This is a genomic window from Achromobacter sp. Root170, assembly GCF_001428165.1.
Classification (GTDB): Bacteria; Pseudomonadota; Gammaproteobacteria; order Burkholderiales; family Burkholderiaceae_B; genus Achromobacter; species Achromobacter mucicolens.
The window spans coordinates 57,101-83,940 of the sequence record NZ_LMHN01000004.1 but is presented as its reverse complement, the minus strand read 5'-3'; the positions used below and the strand labels follow the sequence as shown (position 1 = coordinate 83,940).

Here is a 26,840-nt window from a genome sequence, read left to right as displayed (position 1 = left end):
CGATAGGCGCCGGCTCCAAGCAGTAATTTAAAATAGTACCGGGCTTAAACTAGGAAGCCCCCTCCTGGGCGGACTTAACACAGGATCATGTGAAATGGCTATGCCAGCATTGGACGCAGAAAAGTTGAAGGAAAACGCGCTGACGTCAATTCGCCTTGGAATTGAGGACTTCCAGCGAGGCCGCCTTTCGCCCGAACAAAATGGCGATCCTGCTCGTGCCCTATCGGCCATACGCAATTTGTTTGCGGGAGTTCTACTTCTATTTAAATACAAGATTGCGACATCAGTCGATGATCCAGAGGATGCCGCAACCCTCATTTTTAACCCACCTGAGGTGTTACCCCAGGCCGATGGCAATGGCGGCGTTGAATGGCAGCCCGTTGGGAAGTTCAAACGTACGACTGTTGACGTGGCCACGATAAAAAAGCGATTCGAAGGTTTCGACATCGAAATGGATTGGGCCACGATAGAAAAGCTGCAGGAATGCCGCAATCATCTCGAACATTTGCACCCAGCAAATACGCTTGGCGAGGTTGCAGATTTCGTTGCCGAGCTTTTTCCAATATTGCGTGATTTTGTTCAGACGCAGATGAATGAGCAGCCTGCAGAGCTCTTGGGCGCGGCATGGCCGATCATGCTTGAGCATCATAAATTCTTCATGGATACCAGAGCGGAGTGCGTTGATGCCTGGAATCAGGCCGGCGTGCCAGATCTGATGCAGCCCTGGCTTGAGAAATGCCAATGTGAGGCTTGTAGCTCGTCATTGCTACGTCCTCATGCAGAAGATATCGAAGAAGGTATAAGTGTTGAAAGCGACGATGAAACGTTCAGGTATGTCTGCGTCGCCTGCGGCCAGTCCGATCTGATCGGGCCGTTGATGATAAAGAACCTCGAGGACGCGCATGACTATGATCCTCGCGACGGTGGGGAACCTGGTGTCGAGACCTGCAATGAATGCCAGCGCGACACTTTCGTTATTGGCGAGCAAAAATGCTTATGGTGTCGAGCAGAGCTCGATTATGCGGAATGCGACGTTTGCGGAGAGGCACTGCGACAGGAAGACCAGTTTAATGGCGGACTTTGTGGATATCACAATTACGTGCACGAGAAGATGATGCGCGATGATTAGCCGTCACCTTAAAGTGAACCGCCCCGCTTTCTCTGAAACTGGCGAGCCTCACAGTGCTGACCTCATGAAAATTCGTGGATGGCATAGAACTGCGACACTAATCCTCAAAATGTTTCAAACGGGAGATGGTAGCGCCGGTATCCCCTAGATGCCAATATGATGCACAGCCCGCCGCATCCGGGCGAAATCCTTCGAGAAGACGTTTTTGCACACCTAGGGTTGTCGGTGACTGATGCAGCTAATCGATTAGCTTTGCCGCTGACTATATTGTCCCAAGTGCTCAATGGCAAAGCCAATATCAGCCCAGATCTCGCGGTTCGACTGGAGCAGGTCGGAGCAGGCACTGCTGAGGCATGGGCCGCCATGCAGGCCAACTATGATTTGTGGCAAGCCCAGCAGCGTGCGTAGCCGTCCGTGAGGCCGTTTACCTCAGCGTAGCGAGTTTGGATTAAGACACGCCTCTAACCCTGAAATGGCGCGCACCCTCGCGGAGATCCTCTATGCCCAATACATTTGGCCGGAACGGGCGCCTGCGCACGATCAACAACGTCATTGCTAACCAACGACTGGCCGGCTTGGAACCCAATATTAGGACGGTGGAATAACTCTATCGAGTCGCCGCCGGAGAACTCCAAATTGACCGTGTGATCCAGATGTGCGCCAGCGCATAGCATTCGACGAATTTTGCTTCAAATCTGCAACGTAAGCATTTGGCAATGCAGCCAACTGACCGGTACTGGACCAAGCGCCAAGTGATTCTGGGCAATTGCCGACCTCTATTGCATGACAAAGGTCCTTGAGAAAGCTGCTGTACCAGTAGTTCAGCTATCGCGTTCTCGCGCCCCGAAAGTCACCGCAGTCTCTTCGTCATAGGCATTGCGCCCCTTAGATGCCTGCATACGGGCACCAACCTGACGTCCGAATTCCACGACACGCTAAAATCAACGCTGGCTTTGTCTCCTTGGGCACTTTCCTCGCCCCACCAAGGCCACGTCCGGAACCATCATGAAAAGCTCTTCTAAATCAACAGACTCTAAAGACCATACTCCGCGCGTGGGATTCGTTAGCCTTGGATGTCCCAAAGCCCTGGTCGACTCCGAACGCATCCTGACCCAGCTGCGCACCGAAGGCTACGAAATCACGCCGGAATACAACGGTGCCGACGTGGTCGTCGTGAACACCTGTGGCTTCATCGACAGCGCCAAGGCCGAGTCGCTGGAAGCCATCGGCGAAGCCCTGGCCGAGAACGGCAAGGTCATCGTGACCGGCTGTATGGGCGTCGAGGAATCGGTGATCCGCGACGTGCATCCCAGCGTGCTGTCGGTGACCGGTCCCCAGCAATATGAAGAGGTCGTGCGCGCCGTGCACGGCGTGGCGCCCCCGCGCACGGACCACAATCCCTACGTGGACCTGGTGCCGCCGCAGGGCGTGAAGCTCACGCCGCGCCACTATGCCTACCTGAAGATCTCCGAAGGCTGCAATCATCGCTGCAGCTTCTGCATCATTCCCTCGATGCGCGGCGACCTGGTCAGCCGTCCCGTCGGCGACGTGCTGAACGAAGCCGAGCGTCTGGTGAAGGCCGGCGTCAAAGAGCTGCTCGTGATCTCGCAGGACACCAGCGCCTACGGCGTGGACCTGAAATACCGCAGCGGTTTCTGGAACGGCCGCCCGGTCAAGACCCGCATGACCGAGCTCTGTATGGCCTTGTCCGAAATGGGCGTCTGGACGCGCCTGCATTACGTCTACCCGTACCCGCACGTCGACGAAGTGATTCCGCTGATGGCCGAGGGCAAGATCCTGCCCTACCTGGACATCCCGTTCCAGCACGCCAGTCCGCGCATCCTGAAGCTGATGAAGCGCCCGGCCTTCGAAGACAAGACGCTTGCGCGCATCAAGCGCTGGCGCGAAATCTGCCCGGACCTGACGATCCGCTCGACCTTCATCGTCGGCTTTCCCGGCGAAACCGAGGAAGACTTCCAGTATCTGCTGGACTGGATGCAGGAAGCGCAGCTGGACCGCGTGGGCTGTTTCCAGTATTCGCCAGTTGAAGGCGCGCCGGCCAACCTGCTGGACGATCCGGTGCCGGACGACGTCAAGCAGGATCGCTGGGAGCGCTTCATGGCGCTGCAGCAGACCATCTCAGCCCAGCGCCTGGCGCTGAAGGTCGGCCGCGAGATCGATGTGCTGATCGACGAGGTTGACGAAGACGGCGCGGTGGGCCGCAGCGCGGGCGACGCGCCTGAAATCGACGGCTGCGTCTACGTCAGCTCGGACAAGCCCCTGCAGCCGGGCGACATGGTGCGCGTGCGCGTCACCGAGTCCGACGAGTACGACCTCTGGGCCGACGCGCTGTAATCGCAGCGCCTTCGGACAAACGCCGTCCGGCGCATCGCGCGCCGGACGGCGTTTTTCTTTGAGCGTGACGAGCCGCGGATCCCGGGACCCCGCTGCCGCCCATCAATCCGCCCCGCGGACGGGGCGCGGCGCCCGATCAGGACTTGGCCAGGAAGTCCGACAGGTCGTCGGCGTGTTCCTCTTCCACCGCCAGGATTTCCTCCAGCAGACGGCGCGTGGTGGAATCCTGTTCACCGATGTAGTCGATCATCTGGCGATAGCTGTCGATGGCGATACGCTCGGCGATCAGGTTTTCCTTGATCATCTCTTCCAGCGAGTCGCCTTCGACGTATTCCGAATGGCTGCGGTCCAGGATGCCCTTGGGCGACAGGTTCGGCTCGCCGCCCAGCTGCACGATCCGCTCGGCCAGCTTGTCGGCGTGATCCTGCTCCTGCGCCGCGTGCTCGGCAAACTCGGCCGCGACCGGTTCCGCATTCAGGCCGCGGGCCATGAAGTAGTGGCGCTTGTAGCGCAGCACACAGACGATTTCCGTGGCCAACGCTTCATTCAGCAGTTTCAGCACGGTTTCACGGTCTGCGCGATACGTGTCGGTGATGGCGCCGGATTCGATGTCCTTGCGCGCCTTGGCGCGAATCGCCTTCACGTCCATATCGAAGGGACGCTTGTTTTCCTGCGGGTTGCGGTTTGCTTGTTCCATATCGTTAGCTCCTCTAGTCCGTGAAAGCAGCACGACGCTGGACTTCCAGTCGTTTTCGCAATCTTCAGTCTACCGAGCGCGCCGGAACTTGCTGTGTCCAAACATTGCCCGCGTCTCCCCGCGGTGCTCGCCCAGGGTCTCGGGAGTCCTTCGGCAACCTTGCGTAAACTATCGGCTTCGCGAAACGCCTCGTGACGCAATCTGTAACGCGGCCGGCAATTTCCCACCCGTTTTATGACTCTGAAGAATATCTGCGTGTATTGCGGCTCCAACCCGGGCACGCGCCCGGACTACGTCGAGCAGGCCCGCGTGCTGGCGCGCGAACTCGTCAAGCGCGACCTGGGCCTGGTGTATGGCGGATCCATCGTCGGGATCATGGGCGTGGTGGCCAACGAAGTGCTGGCCGGCGGCGGCCGCGTCATCGGCGTCATCCCCGAACTGCTTCTCAAGAAGGAACAGGCGCATCTGGGGCTGACCGAGCTGCACACGGTGCAAAACATGCACGAGCGCAAGGCGATGATGATGGAGAAGGCCGACGGCTTTGTTGCCCTACCCGGCGGCGCCGGCACGCTGGAAGAATTCTTCGAAGTCTGGACCTGGGCGCAACTGAACATGCACCAGAAGCCCTGCGGATTGCTGAACGTGGCTGGGTACTACGATGCCCTGATGCAATTCATTGACCACTCCGTGGAAGAAGCATTCATCCGTCCCCAGCATCGCGACATGCTGGTGGTGGAAGAAGACCCCGCCTTGCTGCTGGATCGCTACGCCATCTACGAGCCGCCCAACGTCTCGAAGTGGTTCGATCCGATCCGAAAGCCCTGACCCCCACGCCAAAGACCTGAACGGAAGCCCCCGCAATGCCTACCGATTCGTTGTTCCCCGGTTGCACCGAGTCCGTATTGCGCGACTATTTTCACGCCAAGGACGAGAACCGCCCGCACTACATGGCCCGCGCCTTCGCGCCCGATGCCGTGCTGAAAATGGCCCTGCGCACGCAGGCCATCGCCTTTCCGCCTGAATCGCATGGCTTGGCCGCCATCACCGACACGCTGGTGCGCAAGTTCGGCCAGACCTACGACAACGTCTACACCTTCTACCTGTCGCGCCCCCCGGCGGACACACGCCTGCCGGATTACCACTGCGACTGGCTGGTCGGCATGACCGAAAAGGCGACCGGCAACGTGCGCGTGGGCTGTGGGCGATACGACTGGGAGTTTCAGCCCGACCCGTATCGCGCCAAGCGCCTGACCATCACGATCGAAACCATGGTAACCCTGCCCCCGGGCGATGCGTCCGCGGTGTTCGGCTGGCTGCTGGCCCTGGACTACCCCTGGACCAGCGCCGCGCGCGTGGTCGCCGGCGCTCCGCCGCTTGAAGACCTGGCGCCGGTCGTGCACTATTTGCTTCACCCGCACGGCATGTAGGGATGCGCGACGACGCCTGTCAGCGTGGGAGAGGCGTCCCCGCCCAGCCTGCCGGCATTGGATTCAAGAATTGAAATACGACATTGCAGCCTTCGACTTCGACGGGACCCTGGCAGACACCATGCCGTGGTTCAACACCATTCTCAATACCGTCGCGGAGAAGTACAACTTCCGCAAGATCGATGCGTCCGAACGCGAAGCGCTTCGCAGCCGCGATGCGATGGAGATCCTGAAGTACCTGAACATCCCGCTATGGAAGCTGCCCGCGATCATGACGCACGTGCGCACGCTGATGCAGGAAATCGATCCCAGCGTGCAGCTGTTTGACGGCATCCCGCAAGCGTTGGCCCGCCTGAAGGCGAGCGGCCTGCGCCTGGCGGTGGTCAGCTCGAACTCCGTCGAAAACGTCAAGCGCGTGCTGGGCGAGGAAACCGCGGCGCTCTTTGACGACTACGAATGCGGCAGCGACCTGTTCGGCAAGGCCGCCAAGATCGACCGCCTGCTCAAGCAGCACGGCACGTCCCCCGAACGTTTCCTGCTGGTGGGCGACGAAATGCGCGACATCGACGCGGCCCGCAAGGCGGGCGTGCGCGTCGGATCGGTTGCCTGGGGCTACAACCATGTCGACGCCCTGCGCGGCCGCGGCCCCGACGAGCTGTTCCTGGCGGTTCAAGACCTTCCCAACGCACTGGCCTAACGCCCAGATCCCATGCATACCGATCCCGCTCACCTGATTACCGACGCCGACGCCCTGCACGCGCTTTACGGTTCGCCCGGCGAAGCCTCCCTGAAAAAAGAGGTCGACCACGTGCATCCGCACTACCGCGCGTTCATCGAGGCCGCGCCGTTCGCGCTGCTGGCGACGGCGGGACCGGATGGGCTGGATGCCTCGCCGCGCGGCGACCCCGCCGGGTTTGTAGTGGTGGAAGACGAAAAGACGCTGCTCCTGCCCGACCGCCGCGGCAACAACCGCGTGGACAGCCTGCTCAACGTCATCGCCGATCCGCGCGTGGCCCTGCTGTTCCTCGTGCCGGGCGTGGGCGAAACATTGCGGGTGAACGGCACGGCGCGCATCAGCGTCGACCCGGCGCTTCTGGCGCGCTTCGAGATGGACGGCAAGCTGCCCCGCTCCGTGCTGGTCATCGACGTGCAGAAGGTCTATTTCCAATGCTCGCGCGCCCTGCTGCGCTCGCGCCTCTGGGACCCGCAGACGCAGATCCCCCGCACCGCGCTGCCCAGCGTCGGCCGCATTCTGTCCGACCTGACCGCGGGCACGTTCGACGGCGTGACCTACGATCGCGAACTGCCCGCCCGCGTGGCCGGTTCGCTTTACTGAATCCGGAGCGCGGCCATGGCACGCAATGTCGAGATCAAGGCGCGGGTGGACAGCCTGGATGCCCTCGAACACCTGGCCGCGGCGCTATCGGGAAAAGAGCCGGTCTTCATCGACCAGGACGACACCTTCTTCACGTGCGCCAACGGCCGCCTGAAGCTGCGCGCCTTCGCGGACGGCTCAGGCGAGCTGATCTTCTATCAGCGCGCCAACGATAGCGGCCCCAAGGAAAGCTTCTACGTCATCTCACCCACCGACGCGCCCGACTCCCTGCGCGAGGCCTTGTCGCACGCCTATGGCGTGATCGGCCGCGTCAGGAAACACCGCACGGTGTTCATCGCCGGGCGCACGCGCATCCACCTGGACCGCGTGCAAGGCCTGGGCGAATTCCTGGAGCTGGAAGTGGTGCTGCGCGACGACGAAAGCGTCGAAGCAGGCATGGAAGAAGCCCGGACGCTGATGGCCGGGCTGGGCGTCGCGCCCGAGCAGTTGCTGTCGGGCGCGTATCTGGATCTGCTGGCGGCGCGCGGCCAGGCGTGAGCCGCCTGGCGCAGCGCCGTCAGGCGGGCTGCCAGCCGCGCACGAACACATCCACCGGCTGGCGCTTGCCGCCCGCCTTTTGCAATTCAAGCAGGCGCAGCACGCCCTGGCCGGTGGCGATGTCGATGCCCGCCGCATCGGCGCGCAGCACGCTGCCCGGGGCCGCCGAGGTGGGCTCGGCCAGCGCCTGGGCGCGCCAGACCTTCACGGCATCGGGCTGCCCCGGCAACCGGATGCTGGCGCCCGGGACGGGATTGAAAGCCCGCACACGGCGCGCCAGCAATTGGGCGGGCTGGCTGCAATCGAGCGCGGCTTCGGCCTTGTCCAGCTTGGCCGCGTAGGTCACGCCGTCTTCCGGCTGCTTGCGCGCGGTCAGGCCGCCATTGGCCAACGCATCCAGCGCCTGGACGATGGCTTCACCACCAGCCTGCGCCAACGCGTCGTGCAGCTGCGCGGCATTGGTCTCGTCCGAGATCGGCACGATGCGTTCGAGCAGCATATCGCCCGTATCCAGGCCTTCGTCCATCTGCATGATGGTGACGCCGGTACGGGCATCGCCCGCCTCGATGGCGCGCTGGATGGGTGCGGCGCCGCGCCAGCGCGGCAAAAGGCTGGCGTGGATGTTCAGGCAGCCCAGGCGCGGCAGATCCAGCACCCATTGCGGCAGGATCAATCCGTACGCAGCCACCACCATGACATCGGGCGCCACGCTTTCCAGCAACGCACGGGCCTCGGCGGCCTCGTCCGGATAACGGCCATCCAGACGCAGGCTGCGCGGCTGGGCCACGGCAATGCCGGCATCCAGCGCCGCTTGCTTGACCGGGCTGGGCGTGAGCTTCAAGCCCCGCCCCGCCGGCCGGTCCGGCTGCGTCATGACCAAGGGGATTTCGTGGCCCGCGGCCCGCAGGGCGTCGAACGCGATACGGGCAAATTCCGGGGTTCCGGCAAAGACGATACGCATGGACCGGCTCTCCGTCAGGCGCGCAGCGCTTCGCGCTCGGCTTTCTTTAGCTTGGTCTTGATGCGATTCTGCTTGAGGTTGGACAGGTACTCGACGAACACCTTGCCTTCCAGGTGATCGAGTTCATGCTGCACGCAAACGGCCAGAAGACCGTCGGCCTCGAACTCGAAAGGCTTGCCGTCGATGTCCAGCGCCTTGCAGCGGATGCGCGACGCGCGTTCCACTTCGTCGTAGACGCCGGGAACGGACAGGCAGCCTTCTTCGTAGATCTTGTAATCGGCGCTGCGCCAGGTGATCTCGGGATTGATCAGGGTCAGCAGCGAATTGCTTTCCTCGGACACGTCGATCACGACGACGCGCTCGTGCACGTCGACCTGGGTCGCGGCCAGGCCGACACCCGGCGCGTCGTACATGGTTTCGGCCATGTCGCGCACGAGTTGGCGGATGCGGTCGTCGACCTCGGCAACCGGCTTGGCCTTTTTGTGCAAGCGCGGATCCGGGTAGCGAAGGATGGGAAGTAAAGCCATTGAAGAGGGATCGCCAGTAGTGATGCTTGGTCGAGAGTTTAATTCATTAGAGTCTTGATTTCTAATAGTTTTCGGCTAATTCAGGGATTGCGGACATTGCTGCGGCACCGTTTTTGCAGGGGGTTTTCGCCATTTGCGCGGGCGCGCATATCCGTCCACCCCGGTCCTGATGGACGGGCGTGGCACATGCGACACTCTCGAACCCCAGACGCCTTTTCTGCGCCCGTTTCATGCCCCTCACGCAATCACCCGAAGAACTCGCCGCCTGGCTGCGGCTGTCCCTCGAACCCAACGTCGGTTCCGCGACCGCCTGCCAGCTGCTGGCCGCGCTTGGTCTGCCCGACCAGATCTACGCGCAGCGCGCCACCGCGCTCTCGCGGCACGTGCCGGAAGCGCTGGCGCGGCAATTGGCGGCGCCCATGCCGGCCGACATGGAAAAGCAGGTGCAGGCGGCGCTGGAATGGGTGCAGCAGCCCGGCCGCCACGTCCTCACGCTGGCCGATCCCTCCTATCCGCAAAGCCTGCTGACGATCGCCGACCCGCCCATCCTGCTGTATGTCGCCGGGGACCCCGCTTTTCTGCAGGGGCCGTCGCTGGCGGTCGTGGGCGCGCGCAATGCCACGCCCGGCGGCCAGGAGAATGCGCGCGCGTTTGCCCGGCATCTTGCGGGCAACGGCTGGCGCGTCGTCAGCGGCCTGGCGCTAGGCATCGACGCCGCCGCGCATGAAGGGGCGCTGGACGCCGGCCCGCAGGGCGCGGGCACCGTTGCGGTCATGGGAACGGGCATCGACCGCATCTATCCGGCCAGCCATCGCGACCTGGCGCACCGCATCGCCGCGCACGGTGCGCTGGTGTCGGAGCTTCCGCTGGGCACCGGCGCGCGCCCGCAACATTTTCCCAAGCGCAACCGCATCGTGGCGGGCCTGGCGCGCGGCGTGCTGGTGGTGGAAGCGGCCAAGCAGAGCGGGTCGCTGATCACCGCGCGGCTAGCCGGGGAATGCGGACGCGAAGTCTTTGCCATCCCCGGCTCCATCCATTCGCCGCTGTCGCGCGGCTGCCATGCCTTGATCCGCCAGGGCGCCAAGCTGGTCGAAACCGCCATGGACATCACGGACGAGCTTGGCGGGGGCCCCACGCCGACGCCGCCCGCGCGCAGGCAGACACCGGCCCCCGCCCATCCCTTGCTCGACGCCCTGGGTTTCGACCCGCTGCATCTGGATGCCATCCAGGCGCGATGCGGCCTGCAGACGGCCGACCTGCAGACGCAACTGGTCGAACTGGAATTGCAGGGCCGCATCGCCCGGCTGGACGATGGCCGCTACCAGCGTTTGCACTAGCACTGCAACGGGGCCGGATGCGATGGCGCTAATATGTTCGGCAGCGCCGCAGCCTTGTAGCGCCGGCCTCCCAATACCGACACAGGAAGAGACATGGCATTGCCCTCCCGCGTGAAGATCGTCGAGGTATCGCCTCGCGACGGTCTGCAGAACGAAAAGGAATTTGTCCCCACCGACATCAAGGTGGAACTGGTCAACCGCCTGAGCGCCGCGGGCTTCCCCAATGTGGAAGCCGCGTCGTTCGTGTCGCCCAAATGGGTGCCGCAGATGGCCGACGGCGCCGACGTGATGGCGCGCATCGAACGCCGGCCCGGCACCATCTATTCGGTGCTGACGCCCAACATGAAGGGTTTTGAAGGGGCGCTGGCCGCCCGCGCGGACGAAATCGTGATCTTCGGCGCCGCCAGCGAGGCCTTTTCCCAAAAGAACATCAACTGCTCCATCGCCGAATCCATCGCGCGTTTCGAGCCCGTCGTGCAGGCCGCGCGCGAAGCCGGCATCCGCGTGCGCGGCAGCATCAGCTGCGCGCTGGGCTGTCCCTACCAGGGCGAAGTTCCCGTCGAGGCCGTGGTGGACGTGGCGCAGCGCTACCTGGCGATGCAGGTCGATGAGATCGACGTGGCCGACACCATCGGCGTGGGCAACCCCAAGCGCGTGCGCGAAGTGATGGCCGCCGTCACGCAGGTCGTGGACCCGGCGCGCGTGTCGGGCCATTTTCATGACACCTATGGCCAGGCGCTTGCCAACATCCTGGCAGCCTTGGAAACCAACATTTCCATCTTCCACACGTCGGTGGCCGGCCTGGGCGGCTGCCCCTACGCAAAGGGCGCCACCGGCAACGTCGCGACGGAAGACGTGCTGTACATGCTGCGCGGCCTGGACATCGACACGGGCGTGGACTTCGACGCCGTGGTCGACATCGGGCAATGGATGTCCGCGCATCTGAACCGCAAGGGCTCCAGCCGCGCCGGCAACGCCATCGCCGCCAAGCGCGCGGCCTGATCCCGCGCCGCACGCCCCCGTCCGCATGACCCGGCCCGCATGACCACCCCGACAGCCACCCGCGCGCCCGAAGACCTCGCGGCGCTGCTCCGCGCCATCGGCCCGTTGCCCCTGGCGGGCCAGGCCTGGCCGGACTGGGTGCGCATCCTGACCTGGGTGTTGCTTGCGGTGCTGGGCGTGCAGGTTGTCACCACCGCGATCCGCGCGCCCTCACAGCCCTTCGACACGCTGCTGGCAGTGGCCGTGGTGCTGTGCTTTGTGGCGCTGTTGTTTGTCTCGTGGCACATGCAGACGTCCATCACCACGATCGACGATCACGGCATCCGCCAGACATGGTTCACGCGGCGCGAAGTGGCCTGGGAAGACGTGCGCTTCGCGCGCTTCGTGCCAATGGTGTTTTCCAAGCGGCTCGTCGTCTTCACGCACCGCGGAAAGCCGGTGATTTTTCAGGGCGGCACGCGGGAACTGCGCGCGGCGTTCGTGAAGATCGGAGAGTTGTACAAGAGCGCCTGATTCCGTCCAAAGTCAGCCGGTGTCAGACACACAAGGTGTCTGACACGCACGGGCTTTGAGACACACGGGATCAACGGATCGGCAACGCGTACATCAATCCGCCCTGCGTCCACTGCGCATTCAAGCCGCGCTTGATCTTGAGCGGGCTGCCCTCGCCCACGTTGCGCTCAAAGCTCTCGCCGTAGTTGCCCACCTGCTTGACGATGTTGTAGGCCCACTTTTCGTCCAGCCCCAGATTCGCGCCGCTGCCGGGCGTCACGCCCAGGATGCGCTTGATGTTGGGATTGGCGCTCTTGGCCTGTTCGTCCACGTTCTTGGACGTGACGCCGTATTCCTCGGCTTCGATCATGGCCGACAACGACCAGCGCACGATATTCAGCCACGCGTCGTCGCCCTGGCGCACGAACGGGCCCAGCGGTTCCTTGGAGATGATCTCGGGCAGCACGACGTAGTCGTCGGGATTCTGCAGCTTGGAGATACGGATCGAGGCCAGGCCCGAGGCGTCGGTCGAGAACACGTCGCAGCGGCCCGAGGCAAACGCGTTGACGACCTCGTTGAAGGTCTCGATGACGACGGGCTTGTAGGTCACGTTGTTGGCGCGCGCCCAGTCGGCCAGGGTGTTCTCGTTGGACGTGCCGGTCTGCAGGCAGACCGTGGCGCCGTTGATTTCCTTGGCGCTTTTCACGCCCAGCGATTTGGGCACCAGAAAGCCCTGACCGTCGTAGAAATTGATGCCGGCATGGATGATGCCCAGCGCCGTGTCGCGTTGCTGCGTCACCGTGGTGTTGCGCGTCAGCACATCGACTTCGCCGGATTGCAGCGCGGTGAAGCGCTGCTGCGAATTGAGCGGCACCACCTTGATCTTGTTCGCATCGCCGAACACCGCGGCCGCGATGGCGCGGCACAGGTCCACGTCCAGGCCCTGCCATTTGCCTTGCGCGTCGGGCGCGGAAAAGCCCGCAAAGCCTGTGGTCGTGCCGCATGCGACGGCGCCGCGCTGTTTCACGACGTCCAGTGTTGCGGCCTGCGCGCCCTGCGCGGCTGCCATCAGAAGCGCCGCGCCCACCAACCCTTTTGCAATGTTCATGACGAGAATTCCTTTCTGCTACCGGGCGCGAAAGCGCGCCAAGGCATGCAGCTTATAGACATGAAGCGCCCCCGCCAAATAACGGACGCTTATTTAGGTATGCCGCCGGCGCGTGCCGGCGGACCTGCGCAGAAAGGATAGCAACGCGGCGTGGGCATGACGCTGCGCGCCGTCAAGCCGCCAGCGAAATCGACACCGGCTCGTTGGCCTGGCACGCGTCGAGCGCGCGGCCCAGGCGGACCATGCCCTGTGCGATCTGGGTTTCATTCATGGTGGCGAACGACATGCGCATGGCGAACAGATCCGCCTGCGCCGCGTCGGCGTAGAACGCCTTGCCGGGCACGTAGACGACTTCGTGCTCAATGGCGTAAGGCAACAGGCGCGTCGCATCCACCTCGCCGGTCAGGCGTGCCCAGAAGAACATGCCGCCCTCGGGCTTGCTGAACGTGATGCGGCCATCCAGTTCGCGCGCCAGCGCGTCGGCCATGGCGGTGCAGCGCAAGCCGTAGGCGGCGCGGATGCGCGGCACGTGTTCGTCATAGCGGCCGTTGGCCACATACTGGGCGACGACCTCCTGGATCCACGCGGAGGACGCCATGTCGTCGGCAGCCTTTGCGGCGACGCAGCGGCGGCGGATTTCGGGCGGCGCGACCAGCCAGCCGATACGCAGCGCGGGCGCCATGGTCTTGGACATGCTGGCCAGATATACCGCCCAATGGCGGGCCTCGCCCTCGGCCAGCGCAGCGATGGGCGGCACGGCCTGCCCGGCAAAGCGCAGTTCGCTGTAAGGGTCGTCTTCGACGATCAGGAAACGGTGCTTGACCGCCAGTTCCAGCAGCCGCAGGCGGCGCGCGCGCGAAATGGTGGCGCCGCAGGGATTCGAAAACGAGGCAACGACGCAGACCATCTTGGGCTTCACGCGCGCGGCCAATTCGTCCAGCGCATCCACGTCGATGCCATCCGGGCCCGAAGGCACGGTGTGGACCGTCGCCCCCGTGTAGCGCAAGGCCTGCACGGAGTTCGGGAAGGCTGGCGATTCGATGATGGCGTGGTCGCCGGGCTGCAGCATCACGCGGGTCAGGAGCGCCAGCGCCTGCTGCGAGCCGCCCGTCACGACCAGTTCCGTGTCGGCATTGCAATGCAGGCCACGCGCCGCGGACAGGCGCGCCAGCTCATGCCGCAGGCTGGCCTGGCCGTCGATGTTGGAATACTGCAGGCAGGCGCCCAGCCGGGCCATGACCTGCGTGGACGCGATCGACAAGCCGTCGACGTCGAACAATTCCTGCGCCGGATATCCGCCAGCCAGCGAAATGGTGCCCGGACGCATGGCGTAGGGCATGAGCGATCGGATGGGCGAGGCGGGAGGGTTCAGGAACGGCGTGGCAAAGACGTATTCGGGCGCTGCACTGGACATGGCGGAATGGCTGAGTAGGAGGGGGATCGTGGCGCCCGAATGGGCGGCGCCGGACGGCATAGAACTTTGAAATATAAACAAATCTCCGCAAATTCTAAGCCTGCCCCTCTGACAGGGTCAACGCCAGCCTTGCCCGGTTATTGGTCCGCGCGCCGACAAGCGCCAAAACACGTCCTACACTATGGGACATCCTGTTTTCCCAGAGAGCTGCATGACCGCCGACGACACCATGGCCGGGCGCCTCGCCCGGATCCAGCAACGCATCCGAGAGGCCTGCGAACGGGCGGGCCGTCCTCCTGGCAGCGTGACTCTGCTGCCCGTCAGCAAAACCTTTGGCGAGGACGCCATCCGCGAAGCGATGGCGCTGGGCCTGACCCGCTTTGGCGAGAACAAGACCCAGGAGATTCGCCAGAAGGCCGAGGCGCTGGCAGGTTTGGGGCTGCAATGGGTGCTGATCGGGCACCTGCAGACCAACAAGGCCAAGGACGCCGCGCGCGATGCGTCGGAGGTCCAATCCCTGGACCGCGTGGAGCTGGCCGATGCCCTGCACCGCCGCCTGCAGAATGCGGGCCGCACGCTGGACGTGCTGGTGCAGGTCAAGACCTCGTCCGAACCCAGCAAGTACGGCATGGCGCTCGAAGAGGTCGGCCCGTTCCTGCGCCGCATCGCCGCCGACTATCCCACGCTGCGCGTGCAGGGGCTGATGACATTGGCGGTCAACTCCCCCAATGCCGATGAAGTCCGTGCCTGCTTTCGCGCGCTGCGCGAACTGCGGGATGGACTGGCAAAAGAGAACATTCCCGGCGTTTCGCTGGACCGTCTGTCGATGGGCATGAGCGGCGACTTCGAACTGGCCATCGAGGAGGGCTCGACCGAGGTCCGCATCGGCTCGGCCATCTTCGGCGCGCGAAGTTATCCGGATCCGCAATAAGACGGAGATGCGGGAGTTTGAGGGGGCCCAATGCACGGGCCCCTTTTTGCGCAGGCGCAAGGCATAATAGCCACGCAAAAAATATGCGGCGTAAGTTGACGTCGATCAACGACGCAAGCGCCGCGCTCACGATATCCCGCACGAGGAGACACTTCATGCACAAGCACGCAAAGCGCCTGCTGGCGCTTGCCGCCCTGTCGCTGGCCGCCACCGCGGCATCCGCCCAATCCTGGCCCACGCAACCGGTCCGCTGGATCGTTCCCTACCCCGCCGGCGGCGGCACCGACGTGGTGGCCCGCACCGTGGCCAGCAGCCTGGAAAAGACACTGGGCCAGACCATCGTGGTCGAGAACCGTCCGGGCGCCGGCACCATCATCGGCGCCACGGCCATCGCCCAGGCCGAACCCAACGGCTACCTGGTGGGCACGGCGGACTCCGGCACGCTGGCCTTCAATTCGTCGCTTTACGCCAAGCTGTCCTACGACCCCGCCAAGTTCACCTACATCGGCGGCATCGCCAAGTTCCCGCTGCTGCTGGCCGTGAACGTCAATTCGCCGTACAAGACGGTCGAAGACGTGCTCGCTGCCGCCAAGAAGGAACCGGGCAAGCTGACCTCGGCATCCGCCGGCGCGGGCTCGCCGCATCACCTGGCGCTGGAGCTCTTCAAGCAGCGCACGGGCGTCAACGTGCTGCACGTTCCGTACAAGGGCGCGGCGCCCGCCATCCAGGACCTGCTGGGCGGCCAGGTGGACATGATGTTCATCGACCTGGGATCGGGCCTGCCCAACGTCAAGGCCGGCAAGCTGCGCGTGCTGGCCGCCGCCACACCCGAGCGCGTGACGGTGCTGCCGGACGTCCCGACGATGGCCGAACAGGGCGTGGCCAATTTCACGGCCTACGCCTGGCAAGGCCTGGTCGGCCCGGCCGGCCTGCCGGAAGCCGTCGTCAAGAAGCTGTCGACCGACCTGGACGCCACGCTCAAGTCGCCCGCGGTCTCGCAGAAGATGCTGGACATGGGCGTCATCCCCATGCCGATGTCGGCGCAGGACTTCAAGACGTATGCCGATCAGGAGCGCAGCGCCTGGGCCGACGTCATCAAGAAGGCGAACATCAAGCTGGAGTGATCGCTCCGGCGTCATCCGGCACGGCAAAAAGCCGCGGTCGACTGACCGCGGCTTTCTTCATGGGCGTGCTCGGTACGGTGTCAGACACCCGGCGCAGACAGTCCCCGTTTGCCGTGGCGACTCGTCGGGTGCCCGACACTAGTTGGCCGCGCCAAACGGCGTTCCGACGCCCGAATCACCCCGCTACGACAGGAATCTGCCGCGGCTGCGCCTCACGCACGCGCGGAATGCGCAGCGTCAGAAGGCCCTGCTTCAGGCTCGCGCTGATCTGCGCGCGATCGAACTCCTGTCCCAGCCGGAACGCCCGGCGAAAGAGCGGCGCGCGCATTTCACCCAGCACCAGCCGCAGGTCGCTCGGCGTCTCGACCGAGGCCTCGCCCTCGATCTGCAGCACGTCGGCCTCGACGTTGATGCGCAGCCTTTCCTTGGACACGCCCGGCAGGTCCGCAAGCAGCGTGATGCCTTCCTTGTCCTCGTAGATGTCCACGGCCGGCACGGTCACCCCGCGTCCGTCGCGCTTTTCGGAGACGGCCGCTTCGGCGGGCACGGTCAGGTCTTTGCGTTCATTCATGATCGTTACTCCTATGCGGTTGCGTTGGCGGGTCACTGCACGGTCACGGTGCGCGGCTTGGCCGATTCCTTACGCTTGACCGAAATGGCCAGGCAGCCGTCCGTGTAACGCGCCTGCACATTGTCCGGATCGGCGTCGGCGGGCAGCTCGATGACGCGCGTGTAACGGCCCTGCGTACGCTCGCGCGCGTAGTAGCGGGCGCCTTCGGGCAGGTCCTGCGGCTTGCGCTCGCCGCTGATGGTCAACAGGCTTTTTTCGATCGACACGTTCAAGCCTTCCGGATCCACGCCGGGAATGAACGCGACGACTTCGATCGAATCGCCGGACACCCCGACGTTGACGGGCGGAAAGTACCCCTGGGGCGTGGCGCGCAAGGCGGCGGGCACCCCAGCGCCGCGCAGCACGCGGCCCATGTGTTCCTGAATGGCGTCGAAGGCCGACGCGAAGCCGCTGTCGTTGAACGGAAAGTTGCTCATGAAGGTCTCCTCGGATCAAAAAAGGGACTGATGCAGACGCGCCACAATCGCCACCACCGCGACCGCACGTCTGATCGCTTCAGTGCCAAGTATGGGAGCGGTTTTTGGAGTTTCAAGGGGGCTTTTTTTCATGTGAAACCAGGAGCAAAAGCCTCAATTTCGACAGCCCAACAGCTGTCGTGCGCGACCTATGGCCGCTTCGTCCCGCGAAACTTCGGCCCGCTGATTTCGATAAGCCTGCGCGCATTCTCCAGCTCTTTTTGCAGCACCTCGGCATCGGGTAGCACGGTGCGGTAGTTGGCGGCCATGACCTTCGTCGGCAATCCCTCCAGCGCGTAACGAGCCAGGGCTTGCCCCTTGTCGGCACATAAGATCAGGCCGACCGGGGGATTCTCATCGGTGTACGCCCAATGCGCTTTGGCGTAGTTGCAATACATGTGCATCTGACCCACGTCGGCGTGGGTCAGACTGCCCAGCTTCAGATCGATGATGACAAGGCAGCGCAGCTTGCGATGGAACAACAACAGATCCACGCGATACCACGTCTGATCAATCCGCAGTCTGCGCTGGCGACCGACAAAGGCGAATCCTTCACCGAGTTCAAGCAGGAAGTCTTCAAGCCGCTGCACTAAGGCCGCTTCCAGATCAGACTCCGAGTATTCGTCCTTGAGGTTCAGAAATTCCAGGACATAGGGGTCCTTGATCGCGTCGTCAGGCGTCACCAGGTCCTGCGGCGTCAGCGCCCCACCCCTCGCCAACATACCGGCCTTCTCTTTGGACAGCATGGTGCGCTCATAGAATTGGCTGCCGATCTGTCGGTCGAGCTGACGCACGCTCCAACCGCCCCGCAACGCTTCATCTTCATAGAATTGGCGCGCAGAAGCATTCTTTACCGCCATCAGACGGACATACGCCGACCAAGGCAGTTGAAATAACGGCACGTGGCCTGTGAGGCCGAATTTCCGAGACGATGTCTCGGAAATTGGTGGCGTGGGATACACAAGAAAGAACTGACGCATGTTCTCCAGGTTGTCCGGGCTGAAGCCCCGGCCGAAGCGCTGGCTCAGGTCCGCGGACAGCCGAGAGATCAGTTGCTCACCGTAGCCGGCGCGCCTCTTGCCCTTCTGCTCTGCCTGCACGATGCGGCGGCCGATCTCCCAGTAGCTGGCCGTCATCAAGGCGTTGACACTGCGCGCGGCAACCTGACGCGTTGCGTCCAGCAGTTCGACAATGCCACCGTGTATTCCTGCATAGCCGACCGGCGGGGGAATTGCCGTCCTCCCCGCTGCAGCAGTCTTTCTGGTCACGCCCACGCCTCCTCGAAACCGCCCAATCCGCCGGCATACCGGATGTTCGGTCCAATACGCGGCCAGGCGCCACTCTAGCGCCCGGCTCGCATGGAAACGGACGAGACGAGACCATTTTGTCCACCCGTTCAGCGCGGCAGCGCGTAGTGGAGTCAACGCGACGTCCCTCTGCATTGCGCGACGCAAAAAAAAACCGCGGCCATCGCTGGCCGCGGTTCTCGATTGCGCAGGGCGCGGATTACACAAGGACTCGTTCGATCCCGCCCGCGTTGGCGCGGCGCACGTAGTCTTCCATCCAGCCTTCGCCAAGAATGTGGCGCGCCATCTCGACCACGATGTAGTCGGCTTCCATGCCGGTGTCGCCCTCGTAGCGCGACAGGCCCTGCAGGCACGACGGGCAAGAAGTCAGGACCTTCACGTCGCCCGTGAAGCCGTCGCTGCGGATCGCGGCATCGCCCTTCTGCAGCTCTTCCTGCTTGCGAAAGCGCACCTGCGTGGAGATGTCGGGACGGCTGACCGCCAGCGTGCCCGACTCGCCGCAGCAGCGGTCGCTCTTGATCGCGCCATCGCCCACCAGCGCGCGCACGGTCTTCATGGGTTCCTGCAGCTTCATCGGCGTGTGGCAGGGGTCGTGGTACATGTAGCGCACGCCCTTGGCACCTTCCAGCTTGATGCCCTTTTCCAGCAGGTATTCGTGGATGTCGATCAGCCGGCAGCCCGGGAAGATCTTTTCAAATTCATAGCCGGCAAGCTGGTCGTAACAGGTGCCGCAGCTGACCACCACGGTCTTGATGTCCAGGTAGTTCAGCGTGTTGGCGACGCGGTGGAACAGCACCCGGTTGTCGGTGATGATCTGCTCGGCCTTGTCGGTCATGCCGTTGCCACGCTGGGGATAGCCGCAGCACAGGTAGCCGGGTGGCAGCACGGTCTGCACGCCGGCGTGCCACAGCATCGCCTGCGTGGCCAGGCCCACCTGCGAGAACAGGCGCTCGGAACCGCAGCCCGGGAAGTAGAACACCGCTTCCGTGTCGGCCGTGGTGGCCTTGGGGTCGCGGATGATCGGCACGTAGTTCGCGTCTTCGATGTCGAGCAACTTGCGCGCGGCCTGCTTGGGCAGCCCGCCCGGCATCTTCTTGTTCACGAAGTGCACCACCTGCTCGCGCAGCGGCGGCTTGCCCACCGTGGCCGGCGGCTTGGCCGTCTGCTTCTTGACCAGGCCCGAGAACAGGTCGTGCGCGGCGCGCTGCACCTTGTAGCCCACGCCCACCATCGCCTTGCGGGTGGCGTTGATGGTGGCCGGATCCTTGGCGTTCAGGAAGAACATGGCGCTGGCCGTGCCCGGGTTGAACGACTTGCGGCCCATGCGGCGCAGCACGGCGCGCATGTTCATCGACACGTCGCCGAAGTCGATGTCGACCGGACAGGGGTTGTAGCACTTGTGGCAGACGGTGCAGTGGTCGGCAACGTCTTCGAACTCTTCCCAGTGCTTCAGGCTGACGCCGCGGCGGGTCTGCTCTTCGTACAGGAAGGCTTCGACCAGCAGCGACGTGGCCAGGATCTTGTTGCGGGGCGAGTACAGCAGGTTCGCGCGCGGCACGTGCGTGGCGCACACCGGCTTGCACTTGCCGCAGCGCAGGCAGTCCTTGATCGATTCCGAAATGGCGCCGATGTCGCTCTGCTGCATGATCAGCGACTCGTGGCCCATCAGGTTGAAGCTGGGCGTCCAGGCGTGGCGCAGGTCCGCGCCGGGCATGAGCTTGCCGGCGTTGAAGTGGCCATTCGGGTCGACGCGGCGCTTGTAGTCCTGGAACGGGGCCAGCTCGGCCTCGGTCAGGAACTCGTACTTGGTCAGGCCGATGCCGTGTTCGCCGGAGATCACGCCGTCCAGGTCGCGGGCGATCTGCATGATGCGCTCGACGGCCGCGTGGGCCTCGCGCAGCATTTCGTAGTCGTCCGAGTTGACCGGGATGTTGGTGTGCACGTTGCCGTCGCCGGCGTGCATGTGCAGCGCGACGAACACACGGCTCTTGAGCACCCGGGCGTGAATGGCGACGAGTTCGTCGACGATCTTCTTGTAGGCCGCGCCCGAGAACGCGCGCTGCAGGCCCGCCAGCACCTCGGTCTTCCAGGAGACCCGGATGGTGCGGTCCTGCACCACGTCAAAAACGCGTGCGCCGGGCTGTGCGGCCAGGCGTTGGGTCAACGTGGTGCGCAGTTCGCCAAGACCCAGTCCGTCCAATTGCGGCAGCGCCTCGCCCAGCGGCAGGTCCAGGTTGTCCAGCAACCATTGCCAGCGCTGGCGCGTGGCGGCGATCAGTTCGATGGCCTGACGCGTGCGCTCGGCCAGCGCTTCGGCGCGGGTGGTTTCGATGTCGGCATCGTCGATCTTGCCCACCGGCAGCGGCGTGCACAGATAGGCGTCAAGTTCCCCCAGCAGCTTGAGCTTGTTGCTCGTGGAGAGCTCGATGTTGATGCGTTCGATGTGGTCCGTGTATTCGCCCATGCGGGGCAGCGGGATCACAACGTCTTCGTTGATCTTGAAGGCGTTGGTGTGACGGGCGATCGCGGCGGTGCGCGAGCGGTCCAGCCAGAATTTCTTGCGCGCCTCGGGGCTGACGGCCACAAAGCCTTCGCCGTGGCGCGTGTTGGCCAGGCGCACGACCTCGCTGGCGGCCGCGGCCACCGCGTCGTCGTCATCGCCGACGATGTCGCCGATCAGGACCATCTTGGGCAGCACGCCGCGCTTGCTCTTGGTGGCGTAGCCCACCGCACGCAGATAGCGTTCGTCCAGGTGCTCCAGGCCGGCCAGGATGGCGCCGCGCGCCTTGCCTTCGCCGTCCAGGTAACCCTTGACCTCGACGATCGACGGGATGGCGTCGCGCGCCTGCCCGAAAAATTCCATGCAGACGGTGCGCGTGTGGCGCGGCATGCGGTGCAGCACCCAGCGCGCCGACGTGATGAGACCGTCGCAGCCTTCTTTCTGAATGCCGGGCAGGCCCGCCAGGAACTTGTCCGTGACGTCCTTGCCCAGGCCTTCCTTGCGGAACACACGGCCCTGGATTTCCAGCGTCTCGGTCTTGAGCAGGCGTTCGCCGGGCTTGCCCTTGCCGTCGAACCACTTGAGCTCGAAGCGGGCCACTTCCACGTCATGGATCTTGCCCATGTTGTGGTCCAGGCGCGTGACTTCCAGCCAGTTGCCGTCCGGATCGACCATGCGCCACCAGGCCAGGTTGTCCAGCGCGGTGCCCCATAGCACGGCCTTCTTGCCGCCGGCGTTCATGGCGATGTTGCCGCCCACGCACGAGGCCTCGGCGGACGTCGGGTCCACGGCGAACACAAAGCCGGCCGCCTCGGCCGCTTCGGACACGCGCTTGGTGACCACGCCGGCGCCGGCGTGGATGACCGCGACGGGCTCGGTGAGGCCGGGCAGGATACAGGACTCGACCTTGCCCAGCTTGTCGAATTTCTCGGTGTTGATGACCGCCGACTTCCAGGTCAGCGGAATGGCGCCGCCGGTGTACCCGGTGCCGCCGCCGCGCGGCACGATGGTCAGGCCCAGTTCGATACAGGCGGTGACCAGCGCGGCGATCTCGTCCTCGGTGTCGGGCGTGAGCACGACGAAGGGATATTCCACGCGCCAGTCGGTCGCATCGGTAACGTGCGACACGCGCGACAGGCCGTCGAACTTGATGTTGTCGCGCGCCGTGATGCGGCCCAGCACCTTCTGGGCCTGCTTGCGCATCATGGCGGTCTGGTCGAACTCGCCTTCGAAGGCGGCAATGGCCGAACGCGCCCGGGCCAGCAGCCCGACCACCTTCTCGTCGCGATGCGGATCGTGGCCGGCTTCGGCGGGCGCGCCCGGTTCGCGGCGCTTGTCGATTTCGCCCAGGCGGTGATGCAAGGCCTCGATGAGCTGCTTGCGGCGCTTGGGATTGTCGAGCAGGTCATCCTGCAGGTAAGGGTTGCGGCGCACGACCCAGATATCGCCCAACACTTCGTAGAGCATCCGGGCGGAACGGCCCGTGCGGCGCTCGCCGCGCAGATCGCTCAGCAGGCTCCAGGCATCTTCGCCCAGCAACCGGCCCACGATTTCGCGGTCGGAAAACGACGTGTAGTTGTAGGGGATTTCGCGCAATCGCGCGGGTGCGGCGGGCGGCATCGCCCCGTTCAAGATGTGGCTGGCGAGTGGGGCGTTCATGGCGGCAAGAGGGGGCCCTTAAAAAAGTATTTTATGCCATTGTCCCGACCTGGCCCCGAATAACCCGGGCAAGCCGTGCAAAAGCGCATCGGGGACGACGTGTCTCGTCCCCGTTTAAGTGTGGCGTCAGCGCTAGATTTTGCCCGGGAAGAACCAGAGCAGGCCGGCAGTCATGAACAGATAACGCATGAATTTGCCGATGGCCATGTAGAAGACGCAGGGCCAGAAGGACAGGCGCAACCAGCCCGCGACGGCGCACAAGGGGTCACCCACTGCGGGCAACCAGGACAAGAGCAGCGCCGGCGGCCCCATCCGATGCAGCCAATCGTGGGCGCGCTCGTTCCAGCGTCCGCGCATCCGGCCGCCTTCGGTGGCCTTGGGATGCGGATGGGGGTGCTTTTCCTTCCAGCGCTCGACCGCTTTCTCCGCGCCCAGCCCCATCGCGTAGCTGATGGCCCCGCCCACGGTGTTGCCGGCCGTCGCCACCAGGACGGCGGGCCAGAACATGTCCGGCGATAGCTTGATATAGCCGAACACCGCCGGCTCGGAGCCCAGCGGCAGCAGGGTCGCGGACACGAGCGAGACGGTGAAGATGGCCGGCAGGCCTACCGAGGGCAGCGCCAGCACCCCCAAGAGCCAATGAACTGCGGATAAGAGACTTTCTTCCATGGTTGCGGCAGTGTAGCCGCGGGAAACCGGGAAGGCGACAGGCATTCCCTGCAATAATCCTGGCCAGTCCCCACTCTTGCCCTGTCGCGCGGTCCATGTCCACTGATTATCTGAAACGCATCCTGACTTCCAAGGTTTACGACGTTGCGGTCGAATCCCCGCTCGAGGCAGCGCCCCTGCTGTCGCAGCGGATGTCGAACACGATGTTGCTCAAGCGCGAGGATACCCAGGCGGTGTTCAGCTTCAAGCTGCGCGGCGCCTACAACAAGATGGCCAACCTGAGTCCGGCGGCCCGCAACCGCGGCGTCATCGCGGCCTCGGCCGGCAACCACGCGCAGGGCGTCGCGCTGGCGGCCAGCCGCCTGGGCTGCCGCGCCGTGATCGTCATGCCCACGACCAGCCCGCAGGTCAAGATCGATGCCGTGCGCCGCCTGGGCGGCGAGGTCGTGCTGGCCGGCGAGAGCTTTTCGGATGCCTACGCGCACGCGCAGGTGCTGGAAAAGAAAGAGAAGCTGACCTTCGTCCATCCCTTCGACGATCCCGACGTGATCGCCGGCCAGGGCACCGTCGGCATGGAAATCCTGCGCCAGCACCCCGGCCACATCGATGCGATCTTCGTGGCCATCGGCGGCGGCGGCCTCATTGCCGGGGTCGCGGCGTACATCAAGCAGCTGCGCCCCGAGATCAAGATCATCGGCGTGCAGACCGAGGACTCCGACGCCATGCTGCGCAGCGTGCGCGCGGGCCGGCGCGTCCAGCTGAACGACGTCGGCCTGTTCTCGGACGGCACGGCGGTCAAGATGGTGGGGGCCGAGACCTTCAAGCTGGCGCGCAAGTACGTGGACGATTACGTGGTGGTCAACACCGATGCGATCTGCGCGGCCATCAAGGACGTCTTTCAGGACACGCGCAGCGTGCTGGAGCCGGCCGGCGCGATGGCGGTGGCAGGCGCCAAGCAGTACGCGGCCGAGCACAACCTCAAGAACAAGACGCTCGTCGCCATTGCCTGCGGCGCGAACATGAACTTCGACCGGCTGCGCTTCGTGGCCGAACGCGCCGAGGTCGGCGAAATGCGCGAGGCCGTCTTCGCGGTCACCATGCCCGAGCAGCGCGGGAGCTTCCGCCGCTTCTGCGAACTAGTGGGCGAACGCAGCGTCACCGAATTCAACTACCGCATCTCGGACGCGGATCGCGCCCACGTGTTCGTCGGCATCCAGGTCTCGTCCGCCGCGGAACCGGACAAGATCGCCGCGAACTTCCGCCGGCACGGATTCGACACGCTGGATCTGACTCACGACGAAATGGCCAAGACCCACCTGCGCCACATGGTGGGCGGCCGCTCGGCGCTGGCGCGAAACGAATTGCTGTACCGCTTTGAATTTCCCGAGCGTCCGGGCGCGCTGATGCGCTTTCTGAACGCGATGAATCCCGACTGGAACATCAGCCTGTTCCATTACCGCAACCAGGGCGCCGACTATGGCCGCATCCTGATCGGCATCCAGGTGCCGCCCGCGGACAAGAAGCTGTTCCGCAACTTCGTGGCGGAATTGGGTTATCCCCACTGGAACGAAACCGACAACCCGGCCTACAAGCTCTTCCTGTAGTTCCGGCGCTGCAATGCGAGAGGGCCTCCTTGCGGAGGCCCTTCCCTTCTGGGCGCAAGTCACGCCCGGCCGGACCCAATGTAGGGGGGGTTCGCTGTCACTCGGCGGTCCACGGAGAATGGCCCGCGCATTCAGCAAGGTCCGGCCGGACGCGCTGTTGCTTAGAAACGGTGACGCAGGCCGACGGCAACTGCCGTATCGGTGGCATCGTGCTGGAACGCGTAGTTGTCGCCATAAGAGGCGTACGCGTACAGGTTCGTGCGCTTGGTGAACTCGTAGGTATAGCCAAGGCTGTACACGTTGAACGTTGCGTCGTCACCCGTCAGCTTGTCATTGCTGGCGGTGGCGCGCTGCCACGAGCCGAACACGGCGTGGCGGCCCAGCGGCACGGTGGCGCCGATCATGTACGAGTTGGCGCGGAAGCCGTCGGCCAGCTTGAACGAACCCAGCTTGTTCATGCCGTCAGGCGTGGTGCCCATGTTCTGGCCGATGAACCAGCCATCGCGGGTCTGGCCAAAGGCGGCGGCCAGCTTCACGACTTCAAAGTCGTACGAACCGCCGACGATGTATTCCTGAATGCGCGCCGCATCCTTGCCGCCGACGCGGTCGTTGGACGGGTTGAAGCGATCGTAGGCGGCGGCCAGGTTCAGCGGGCCGTTGACGTACTGCACGCCGGCGGTGATCACACGGTTGTTGTTGCCCGTGGCAAAGCCCTTCTGCGTCGAATCGGTAACGGTGTCGTCCGCACTGAACGCATAACCCAGGCCGACCTTCAGGCCGCCCAGGCTGGGGGTCTGATACAGGACCATGTTGTCCAGGCGCATCGTGTTGGCGCTGCCGAACGTGGTGCCCATGTTGGCGTTGTTGTAGCTGATCGAGAACGGGTCGATCGAGCCGAAGTACTTCGAGGCCAGGTTGGTCTGACGGCCGAATTCCAGACGGCCCCACGAATCGCTGTCCAGGCCAACGGTGGCCTGACGTCCGAACAGGCGATTGCTCTGCAGCGAGTTGCCGTTCAGGGGACCGAAGCCGCCTTCCAGCGTGAAGACCGCGCGCAGGCCGTCGCCCAGGTCTTCCGTGCCGCGCAGACCGAAGCGCGAACCGCTGCTCACGCCCTGCACCGCACCAATGCGGCTCTGCGAGTCGCCCTTGAACTTCACTTTTTCGTAGCCAAGGCCAGCATCGATCAAACCGTACAGCGTCACGGAATCGGCGGCCTGCGCGGCGCCGGCAAAGCCGGTCAGCAACGCGACGGCCAAAAACGTCTTCTTCATTTGAAACCCCAAAATGGCGAGATGAAAGGCGCACTGCTTGGCGCCGCAAGACCGCGGAACCTCGCATGCCGCTGCGTCCAATCGCGCGGCTGATGCACTGAAGGTAGTGTCCGGCTTGTAGCAGTTCGTAGTAACCCGGATTTCGACGAACTACTTTCCATGGTTGGGATAATGACGCGCCCCTGAAGGCGCGCGGCGTCACTTGGCGCCTGCTAACACCTTGATCTCAAATATGAATTATTGCTCGCATCGCGCTTTCACATCACCGGATCGGCCGTGCGGCGCGCGTCCTGGCGGGAAACAGATGTAGCGGGAGCGGAACAGTTTTTGCAGCGTAAATGCCACACGAATTCAGCCGCCGCAC

25 protein-coding genes are annotated in these 26,840 nt (G+C 64.1%); 14 read left to right on the top strand and 11 right to left on the bottom strand.

Annotated features, from left to right (window positions below; genetic code table 11):
* Positions 1–94: 94 nt before the first annotated feature.
* The 3 genes from ASD87_RS26555 to rimO all read left to right on the top strand — a co-directional run bounded on the left by ASD87_RS26555 (position 95) and on the right by rimO (position 3,484).
* The gene (locus tag ASD87_RS26555) at positions 95–1,129 is read left to right on the top strand and encodes a hypothetical protein (protein ID WP_082586234.1); all 1,035 of its coding nucleotides are present in this window, start codon (positions 95–97) and stop codon (positions 1,127–1,129) included.
* Positions 1,130–1,285: 156 nt separating this feature from the next.
* Complete coding sequence (locus tag ASD87_RS26550; protein ID WP_082586233.1) at positions 1,286–1,537, top strand: HigA family addiction module antitoxin; 252 nt, start codon at positions 1,286–1,288, stop codon at positions 1,535–1,537.
* Positions 1,538–2,134: 597 nt separating this feature from the next.
* Positions 2,135–3,484, top strand: coding sequence for a 30S ribosomal protein S12 methylthiotransferase RimO (gene rimO / locus ASD87_RS08095; protein WP_056319685.1), 1,350 nt, complete (start codon positions 2,135–2,137; stop codon positions 3,482–3,484).
* A gap of 136 nt (positions 3,485–3,620) precedes the next feature.
* Here the strand turns inward: rimO and ASD87_RS08090 are convergent, their stop codons facing one another.
* A complete protein-coding gene (locus tag ASD87_RS08090; RefSeq protein ID WP_056319683.1) occupies positions 3,621–4,181 on the bottom strand; it encodes a bacterioferritin in 561 nt (186 codons plus the stop codon).
* Between the two features lie 234 nt (positions 4,182–4,415).
* Here ASD87_RS08090 and ASD87_RS08085 point away from each other — a divergent pair, with 234 nt between their 5' ends.
* The 5 genes from ASD87_RS08085 to ASD87_RS08065 all read left to right on the top strand — a co-directional run bounded on the left by ASD87_RS08085 (position 4,416) and on the right by ASD87_RS08065 (position 7,481).
* A complete protein-coding gene (locus ASD87_RS08085; RefSeq protein ID WP_056319681.1) occupies positions 4,416–5,006 on the top strand; it encodes a TIGR00730 family Rossman fold protein in 591 nt (196 codons plus the stop codon).
* 35 nt (positions 5,007–5,041) lie between these two features.
* A complete protein-coding gene (locus ASD87_RS08080) occupies positions 5,042–5,608 on the top strand; it encodes a hypothetical protein (protein WP_056319678.1) in 567 nt (188 codons plus the stop codon).
* Between the two features lie 70 nt (positions 5,609–5,678).
* Positions 5,679–6,305 (top strand): HAD hydrolase-like protein, encoded by a 627-nt coding sequence (locus ASD87_RS08075; protein WP_056319675.1) that lies wholly within the window; start codon positions 5,679–5,681, stop codon positions 6,303–6,305.
* Positions 6,306–6,317: 12 nt separating this feature from the next.
* Positions 6,318–6,944: a pyridoxamine 5'-phosphate oxidase family protein gene (locus ASD87_RS08070; protein ID WP_056319673.1), complete on the top strand. Its 627-nt coding sequence runs from the start codon at positions 6,318–6,320 to the stop codon at positions 6,942–6,944.
* Between the two features lie 15 nt (positions 6,945–6,959).
* Complete coding sequence (locus tag ASD87_RS08065; RefSeq protein WP_056319671.1) at positions 6,960–7,481, top strand: class IV adenylate cyclase; 522 nt, start codon at positions 6,960–6,962, stop codon at positions 7,479–7,481.
* 19 nt (positions 7,482–7,500) lie between these two features.
* Here the strand turns inward: ASD87_RS08065 and fmt are convergent, their stop codons facing one another.
* Together fmt and def are read right to left on the bottom strand one after the other, a co-directional pair.
* A complete protein-coding gene (fmt, locus tag ASD87_RS08060; protein WP_056319669.1) occupies positions 7,501–8,442 on the bottom strand; it encodes a methionyl-tRNA formyltransferase in 942 nt (313 codons plus the stop codon).
* Between the two features lie 14 nt (positions 8,443–8,456).
* On the bottom strand, positions 8,457–8,969 hold the full coding sequence (def, locus tag ASD87_RS08055) for a peptide deformylase (protein ID WP_056319667.1): 513 nt from the start codon (positions 8,967–8,969) through the stop codon (positions 8,457–8,459).
* Positions 8,970–9,199: 230 nt separating this feature from the next.
* Between def and dprA the strand changes: the two genes are divergently transcribed.
* The 3 genes from dprA (at position 9,200) to ASD87_RS08040 (ending at position 11,821) form a co-directional block, all read left to right on the top strand.
* Complete coding sequence (gene dprA / locus ASD87_RS08050; RefSeq protein ID WP_056319665.1) at positions 9,200–10,306, top strand: DNA-processing protein DprA; 1,107 nt, start codon at positions 9,200–9,202, stop codon at positions 10,304–10,306.
* A gap of 93 nt (positions 10,307–10,399) precedes the next feature.
* Positions 10,400–11,308 (top strand): hydroxymethylglutaryl-CoA lyase, encoded by a 909-nt coding sequence (locus ASD87_RS08045; RefSeq protein WP_056319662.1) that lies wholly within the window; start codon positions 10,400–10,402, stop codon positions 11,306–11,308.
* Between the two features lie 39 nt (positions 11,309–11,347).
* Positions 11,348–11,821 (top strand): hypothetical protein, encoded by a 474-nt coding sequence (locus ASD87_RS08040; RefSeq protein WP_056319659.1) that lies wholly within the window; start codon positions 11,348–11,350, stop codon positions 11,819–11,821.
* Positions 11,822–11,891: 70 nt separating this feature from the next.
* Here ASD87_RS08040 and ASD87_RS08035 read toward each other — a convergent pair whose 3' ends face one another.
* Together ASD87_RS08035 and ASD87_RS08030 are read right to left on the bottom strand one after the other, a co-directional pair.
* Positions 11,892–12,908, bottom strand: coding sequence for an amino acid ABC transporter substrate-binding protein (locus ASD87_RS08035; RefSeq protein ID WP_056319656.1), 1,017 nt, complete (start codon positions 12,906–12,908; stop codon positions 11,892–11,894).
* Positions 12,909–13,080: 172 nt separating this feature from the next.
* Positions 13,081–14,322: a PLP-dependent aminotransferase family protein gene (locus tag ASD87_RS08030; protein WP_056319774.1), complete on the bottom strand. Its 1,242-nt coding sequence runs from the start codon at positions 14,320–14,322 to the stop codon at positions 13,081–13,083.
* Positions 14,323–14,533: 211 nt separating this feature from the next.
* Here ASD87_RS08030 and ASD87_RS08025 point away from each other — a divergent pair, with 211 nt between their 5' ends.
* Together ASD87_RS08025 and ASD87_RS08020 are read left to right on the top strand one after the other, a co-directional pair.
* Positions 14,534–15,253 (top strand): YggS family pyridoxal phosphate-dependent enzyme, encoded by a 720-nt coding sequence (locus tag ASD87_RS08025; RefSeq protein ID WP_056319653.1) that lies wholly within the window; start codon positions 14,534–14,536, stop codon positions 15,251–15,253.
* Positions 15,254–15,408: 155 nt separating this feature from the next.
* Positions 15,409–16,377 carry a tripartite tricarboxylate transporter substrate binding protein gene (locus ASD87_RS08020; protein WP_056319648.1) on the top strand — a complete coding sequence of 323 codons (969 nt, stop codon included), beginning with the start codon at positions 15,409–15,411 and terminating at the stop codon, positions 16,375–16,377.
* A gap of 175 nt (positions 16,378–16,552) precedes the next feature.
* On the opposite strand, the gene ASD87_RS08015 is transcribed toward ASD87_RS08020, so the two are convergent.
* The 5 genes from ASD87_RS08015 to ASD87_RS07995 form a co-directional block, all read right to left on the bottom strand.
* The gene (locus ASD87_RS08015; protein WP_056319645.1) at positions 16,553–16,948 is read right to left on the bottom strand and encodes an Hsp20/alpha crystallin family protein; all 396 of its coding nucleotides are present in this window, start codon (positions 16,946–16,948) and stop codon (positions 16,553–16,555) included.
* Between the two features lie 32 nt (positions 16,949–16,980).
* The gene (locus ASD87_RS08010; RefSeq protein WP_056319643.1) at positions 16,981–17,424 is read right to left on the bottom strand and encodes an Hsp20/alpha crystallin family protein; all 444 of its coding nucleotides are present in this window, start codon (positions 17,422–17,424) and stop codon (positions 16,981–16,983) included.
* 188 nt (positions 17,425–17,612) lie between these two features.
* Positions 17,613–18,731: a YhcG family protein gene (locus ASD87_RS08005; RefSeq protein WP_056319640.1), complete on the bottom strand. Its 1,119-nt coding sequence runs from the start codon at positions 18,729–18,731 to the stop codon at positions 17,613–17,615.
* A 238-nt stretch (positions 18,732–18,969) separates the two neighbouring features.
* Positions 18,970–22,929, bottom strand: a complete 3,960-nt coding sequence (locus ASD87_RS08000) for an FAD/FMN-binding oxidoreductase (protein ID WP_056319639.1) — start codon at positions 22,927–22,929, stop codon at positions 18,970–18,972.
* Positions 22,930–23,061: 132 nt separating this feature from the next.
* Entirely contained in the window at positions 23,062–23,598 is a 537-nt protein-coding gene (locus ASD87_RS07995; protein ID WP_056319771.1) for a YqaA family protein, read from the bottom strand.
* 95 nt (positions 23,599–23,693) lie between these two features.
* On the opposite strand from ASD87_RS07995, the gene ilvA reads away from it, so the two are divergent.
* Complete coding sequence (ilvA, locus tag ASD87_RS07990; protein ID WP_056319636.1) at positions 23,694–25,202, top strand: threonine ammonia-lyase, biosynthetic; 1,509 nt, start codon at positions 23,694–23,696, stop codon at positions 25,200–25,202.
* Between the two features lie 161 nt (positions 25,203–25,363).
* Here the strand turns inward: ilvA and ASD87_RS07985 are convergent, their stop codons facing one another.
* Positions 25,364–26,476, bottom strand: a complete 1,113-nt coding sequence (locus ASD87_RS07985) for a porin (RefSeq protein ID WP_056319633.1) — start codon at positions 26,474–26,476, stop codon at positions 25,364–25,366.
* Positions 26,477–26,840 lie beyond the last annotated feature (364 nt).

Bases quoted from the DNA above. Each gene is read 5' to 3' on its own strand.
- ASD87_RS08035 (WP_056319656.1), bottom strand. From the start codon at position 12,908: ATGAACATTGCAAAAGGGTTGGTGGGCGCGGCGCTTCTGATGGCAGCC.
- ilvA (WP_056319636.1), top strand. From the start codon at position 23,694: ATGTCCACTGATTATCTGAAACGCATCCTGACTTCCAAGGTTTACGAC.
- dprA (WP_056319665.1), top strand. From the start codon at position 9,200: ATGCCCCTCACGCAATCACCCGAAGAACTCGCCGCCTGGCTGCGGCTG.
- ASD87_RS08045 (WP_056319662.1), top strand. From the start codon at position 10,400: ATGGCATTGCCCTCCCGCGTGAAGATCGTCGAGGTATCGCCTCGCGAC.
- ASD87_RS08015 (WP_056319645.1), bottom strand. From the start codon at position 16,948: ATGAATGAACGCAAAGACCTGACCGTGCCCGCCGAAGCGGCCGTCTCC.
- ASD87_RS08090 (WP_056319683.1), bottom strand. From the start codon at position 4,181: ATGGAACAAGCAAACCGCAACCCGCAGGAAAACAAGCGTCCCTTCGAT.
- ASD87_RS08065 (WP_056319671.1), top strand. From the start codon at position 6,960: ATGGCACGCAATGTCGAGATCAAGGCGCGGGTGGACAGCCTGGATGCC.
- rimO (WP_056319685.1), top strand. From the start codon at position 2,135: ATGAAAAGCTCTTCTAAATCAACAGACTCTAAAGACCATACTCCGCGC.
- ASD87_RS08020 (WP_056319648.1), top strand. From the start codon at position 15,409: ATGCACAAGCACGCAAAGCGCCTGCTGGCGCTTGCCGCCCTGTCGCTG.
- ASD87_RS07995 (WP_056319771.1), bottom strand. From the start codon at position 23,598: ATGGAAGAAAGTCTCTTATCCGCAGTTCATTGGCTCTTGGGGGTGCTG.
- ASD87_RS08070 (WP_056319673.1), top strand. From the start codon at position 6,318: ATGCATACCGATCCCGCTCACCTGATTACCGACGCCGACGCCCTGCAC.
- ASD87_RS08080 (WP_056319678.1), top strand. From the start codon at position 5,042: ATGCCTACCGATTCGTTGTTCCCCGGTTGCACCGAGTCCGTATTGCGC.
- ASD87_RS08085 (WP_056319681.1), top strand. From the start codon at position 4,416: ATGACTCTGAAGAATATCTGCGTGTATTGCGGCTCCAACCCGGGCACG.
- def (WP_056319667.1), bottom strand. From the start codon at position 8,969: ATGGCTTTACTTCCCATCCTTCGCTACCCGGATCCGCGCTTGCACAAA.
- ASD87_RS07985 (WP_056319633.1), bottom strand. From the start codon at position 26,476: ATGAAGAAGACGTTTTTGGCCGTCGCGTTGCTGACCGGCTTTGCCGGC.
- ASD87_RS26550 (WP_082586233.1), top strand. From the start codon at position 1,286: ATGATGCACAGCCCGCCGCATCCGGGCGAAATCCTTCGAGAAGACGTT.
- ASD87_RS26555 (WP_082586234.1), top strand. From the start codon at position 95: ATGGCTATGCCAGCATTGGACGCAGAAAAGTTGAAGGAAAACGCGCTG.
- ASD87_RS08010 (WP_056319643.1), bottom strand. From the start codon at position 17,424: ATGAGCAACTTTCCGTTCAACGACAGCGGCTTCGCGTCGGCCTTCGAC.
- ASD87_RS08040 (WP_056319659.1), top strand. From the start codon at position 11,348: ATGACCACCCCGACAGCCACCCGCGCGCCCGAAGACCTCGCGGCGCTG.
- ASD87_RS08025 (WP_056319653.1), top strand. From the start codon at position 14,534: ATGACCGCCGACGACACCATGGCCGGGCGCCTCGCCCGGATCCAGCAA.
- ASD87_RS08000 (WP_056319639.1), bottom strand. From the start codon at position 22,929: ATGAACGCCCCACTCGCCAGCCACATCTTGAACGGGGCGATGCCGCCC.
- ASD87_RS08030 (WP_056319774.1), bottom strand. From the start codon at position 14,322: ATGTCCAGTGCAGCGCCCGAATACGTCTTTGCCACGCCGTTCCTGAAC.
- fmt (WP_056319669.1), bottom strand. From the start codon at position 8,442: ATGCGTATCGTCTTTGCCGGAACCCCGGAATTTGCCCGTATCGCGTTC.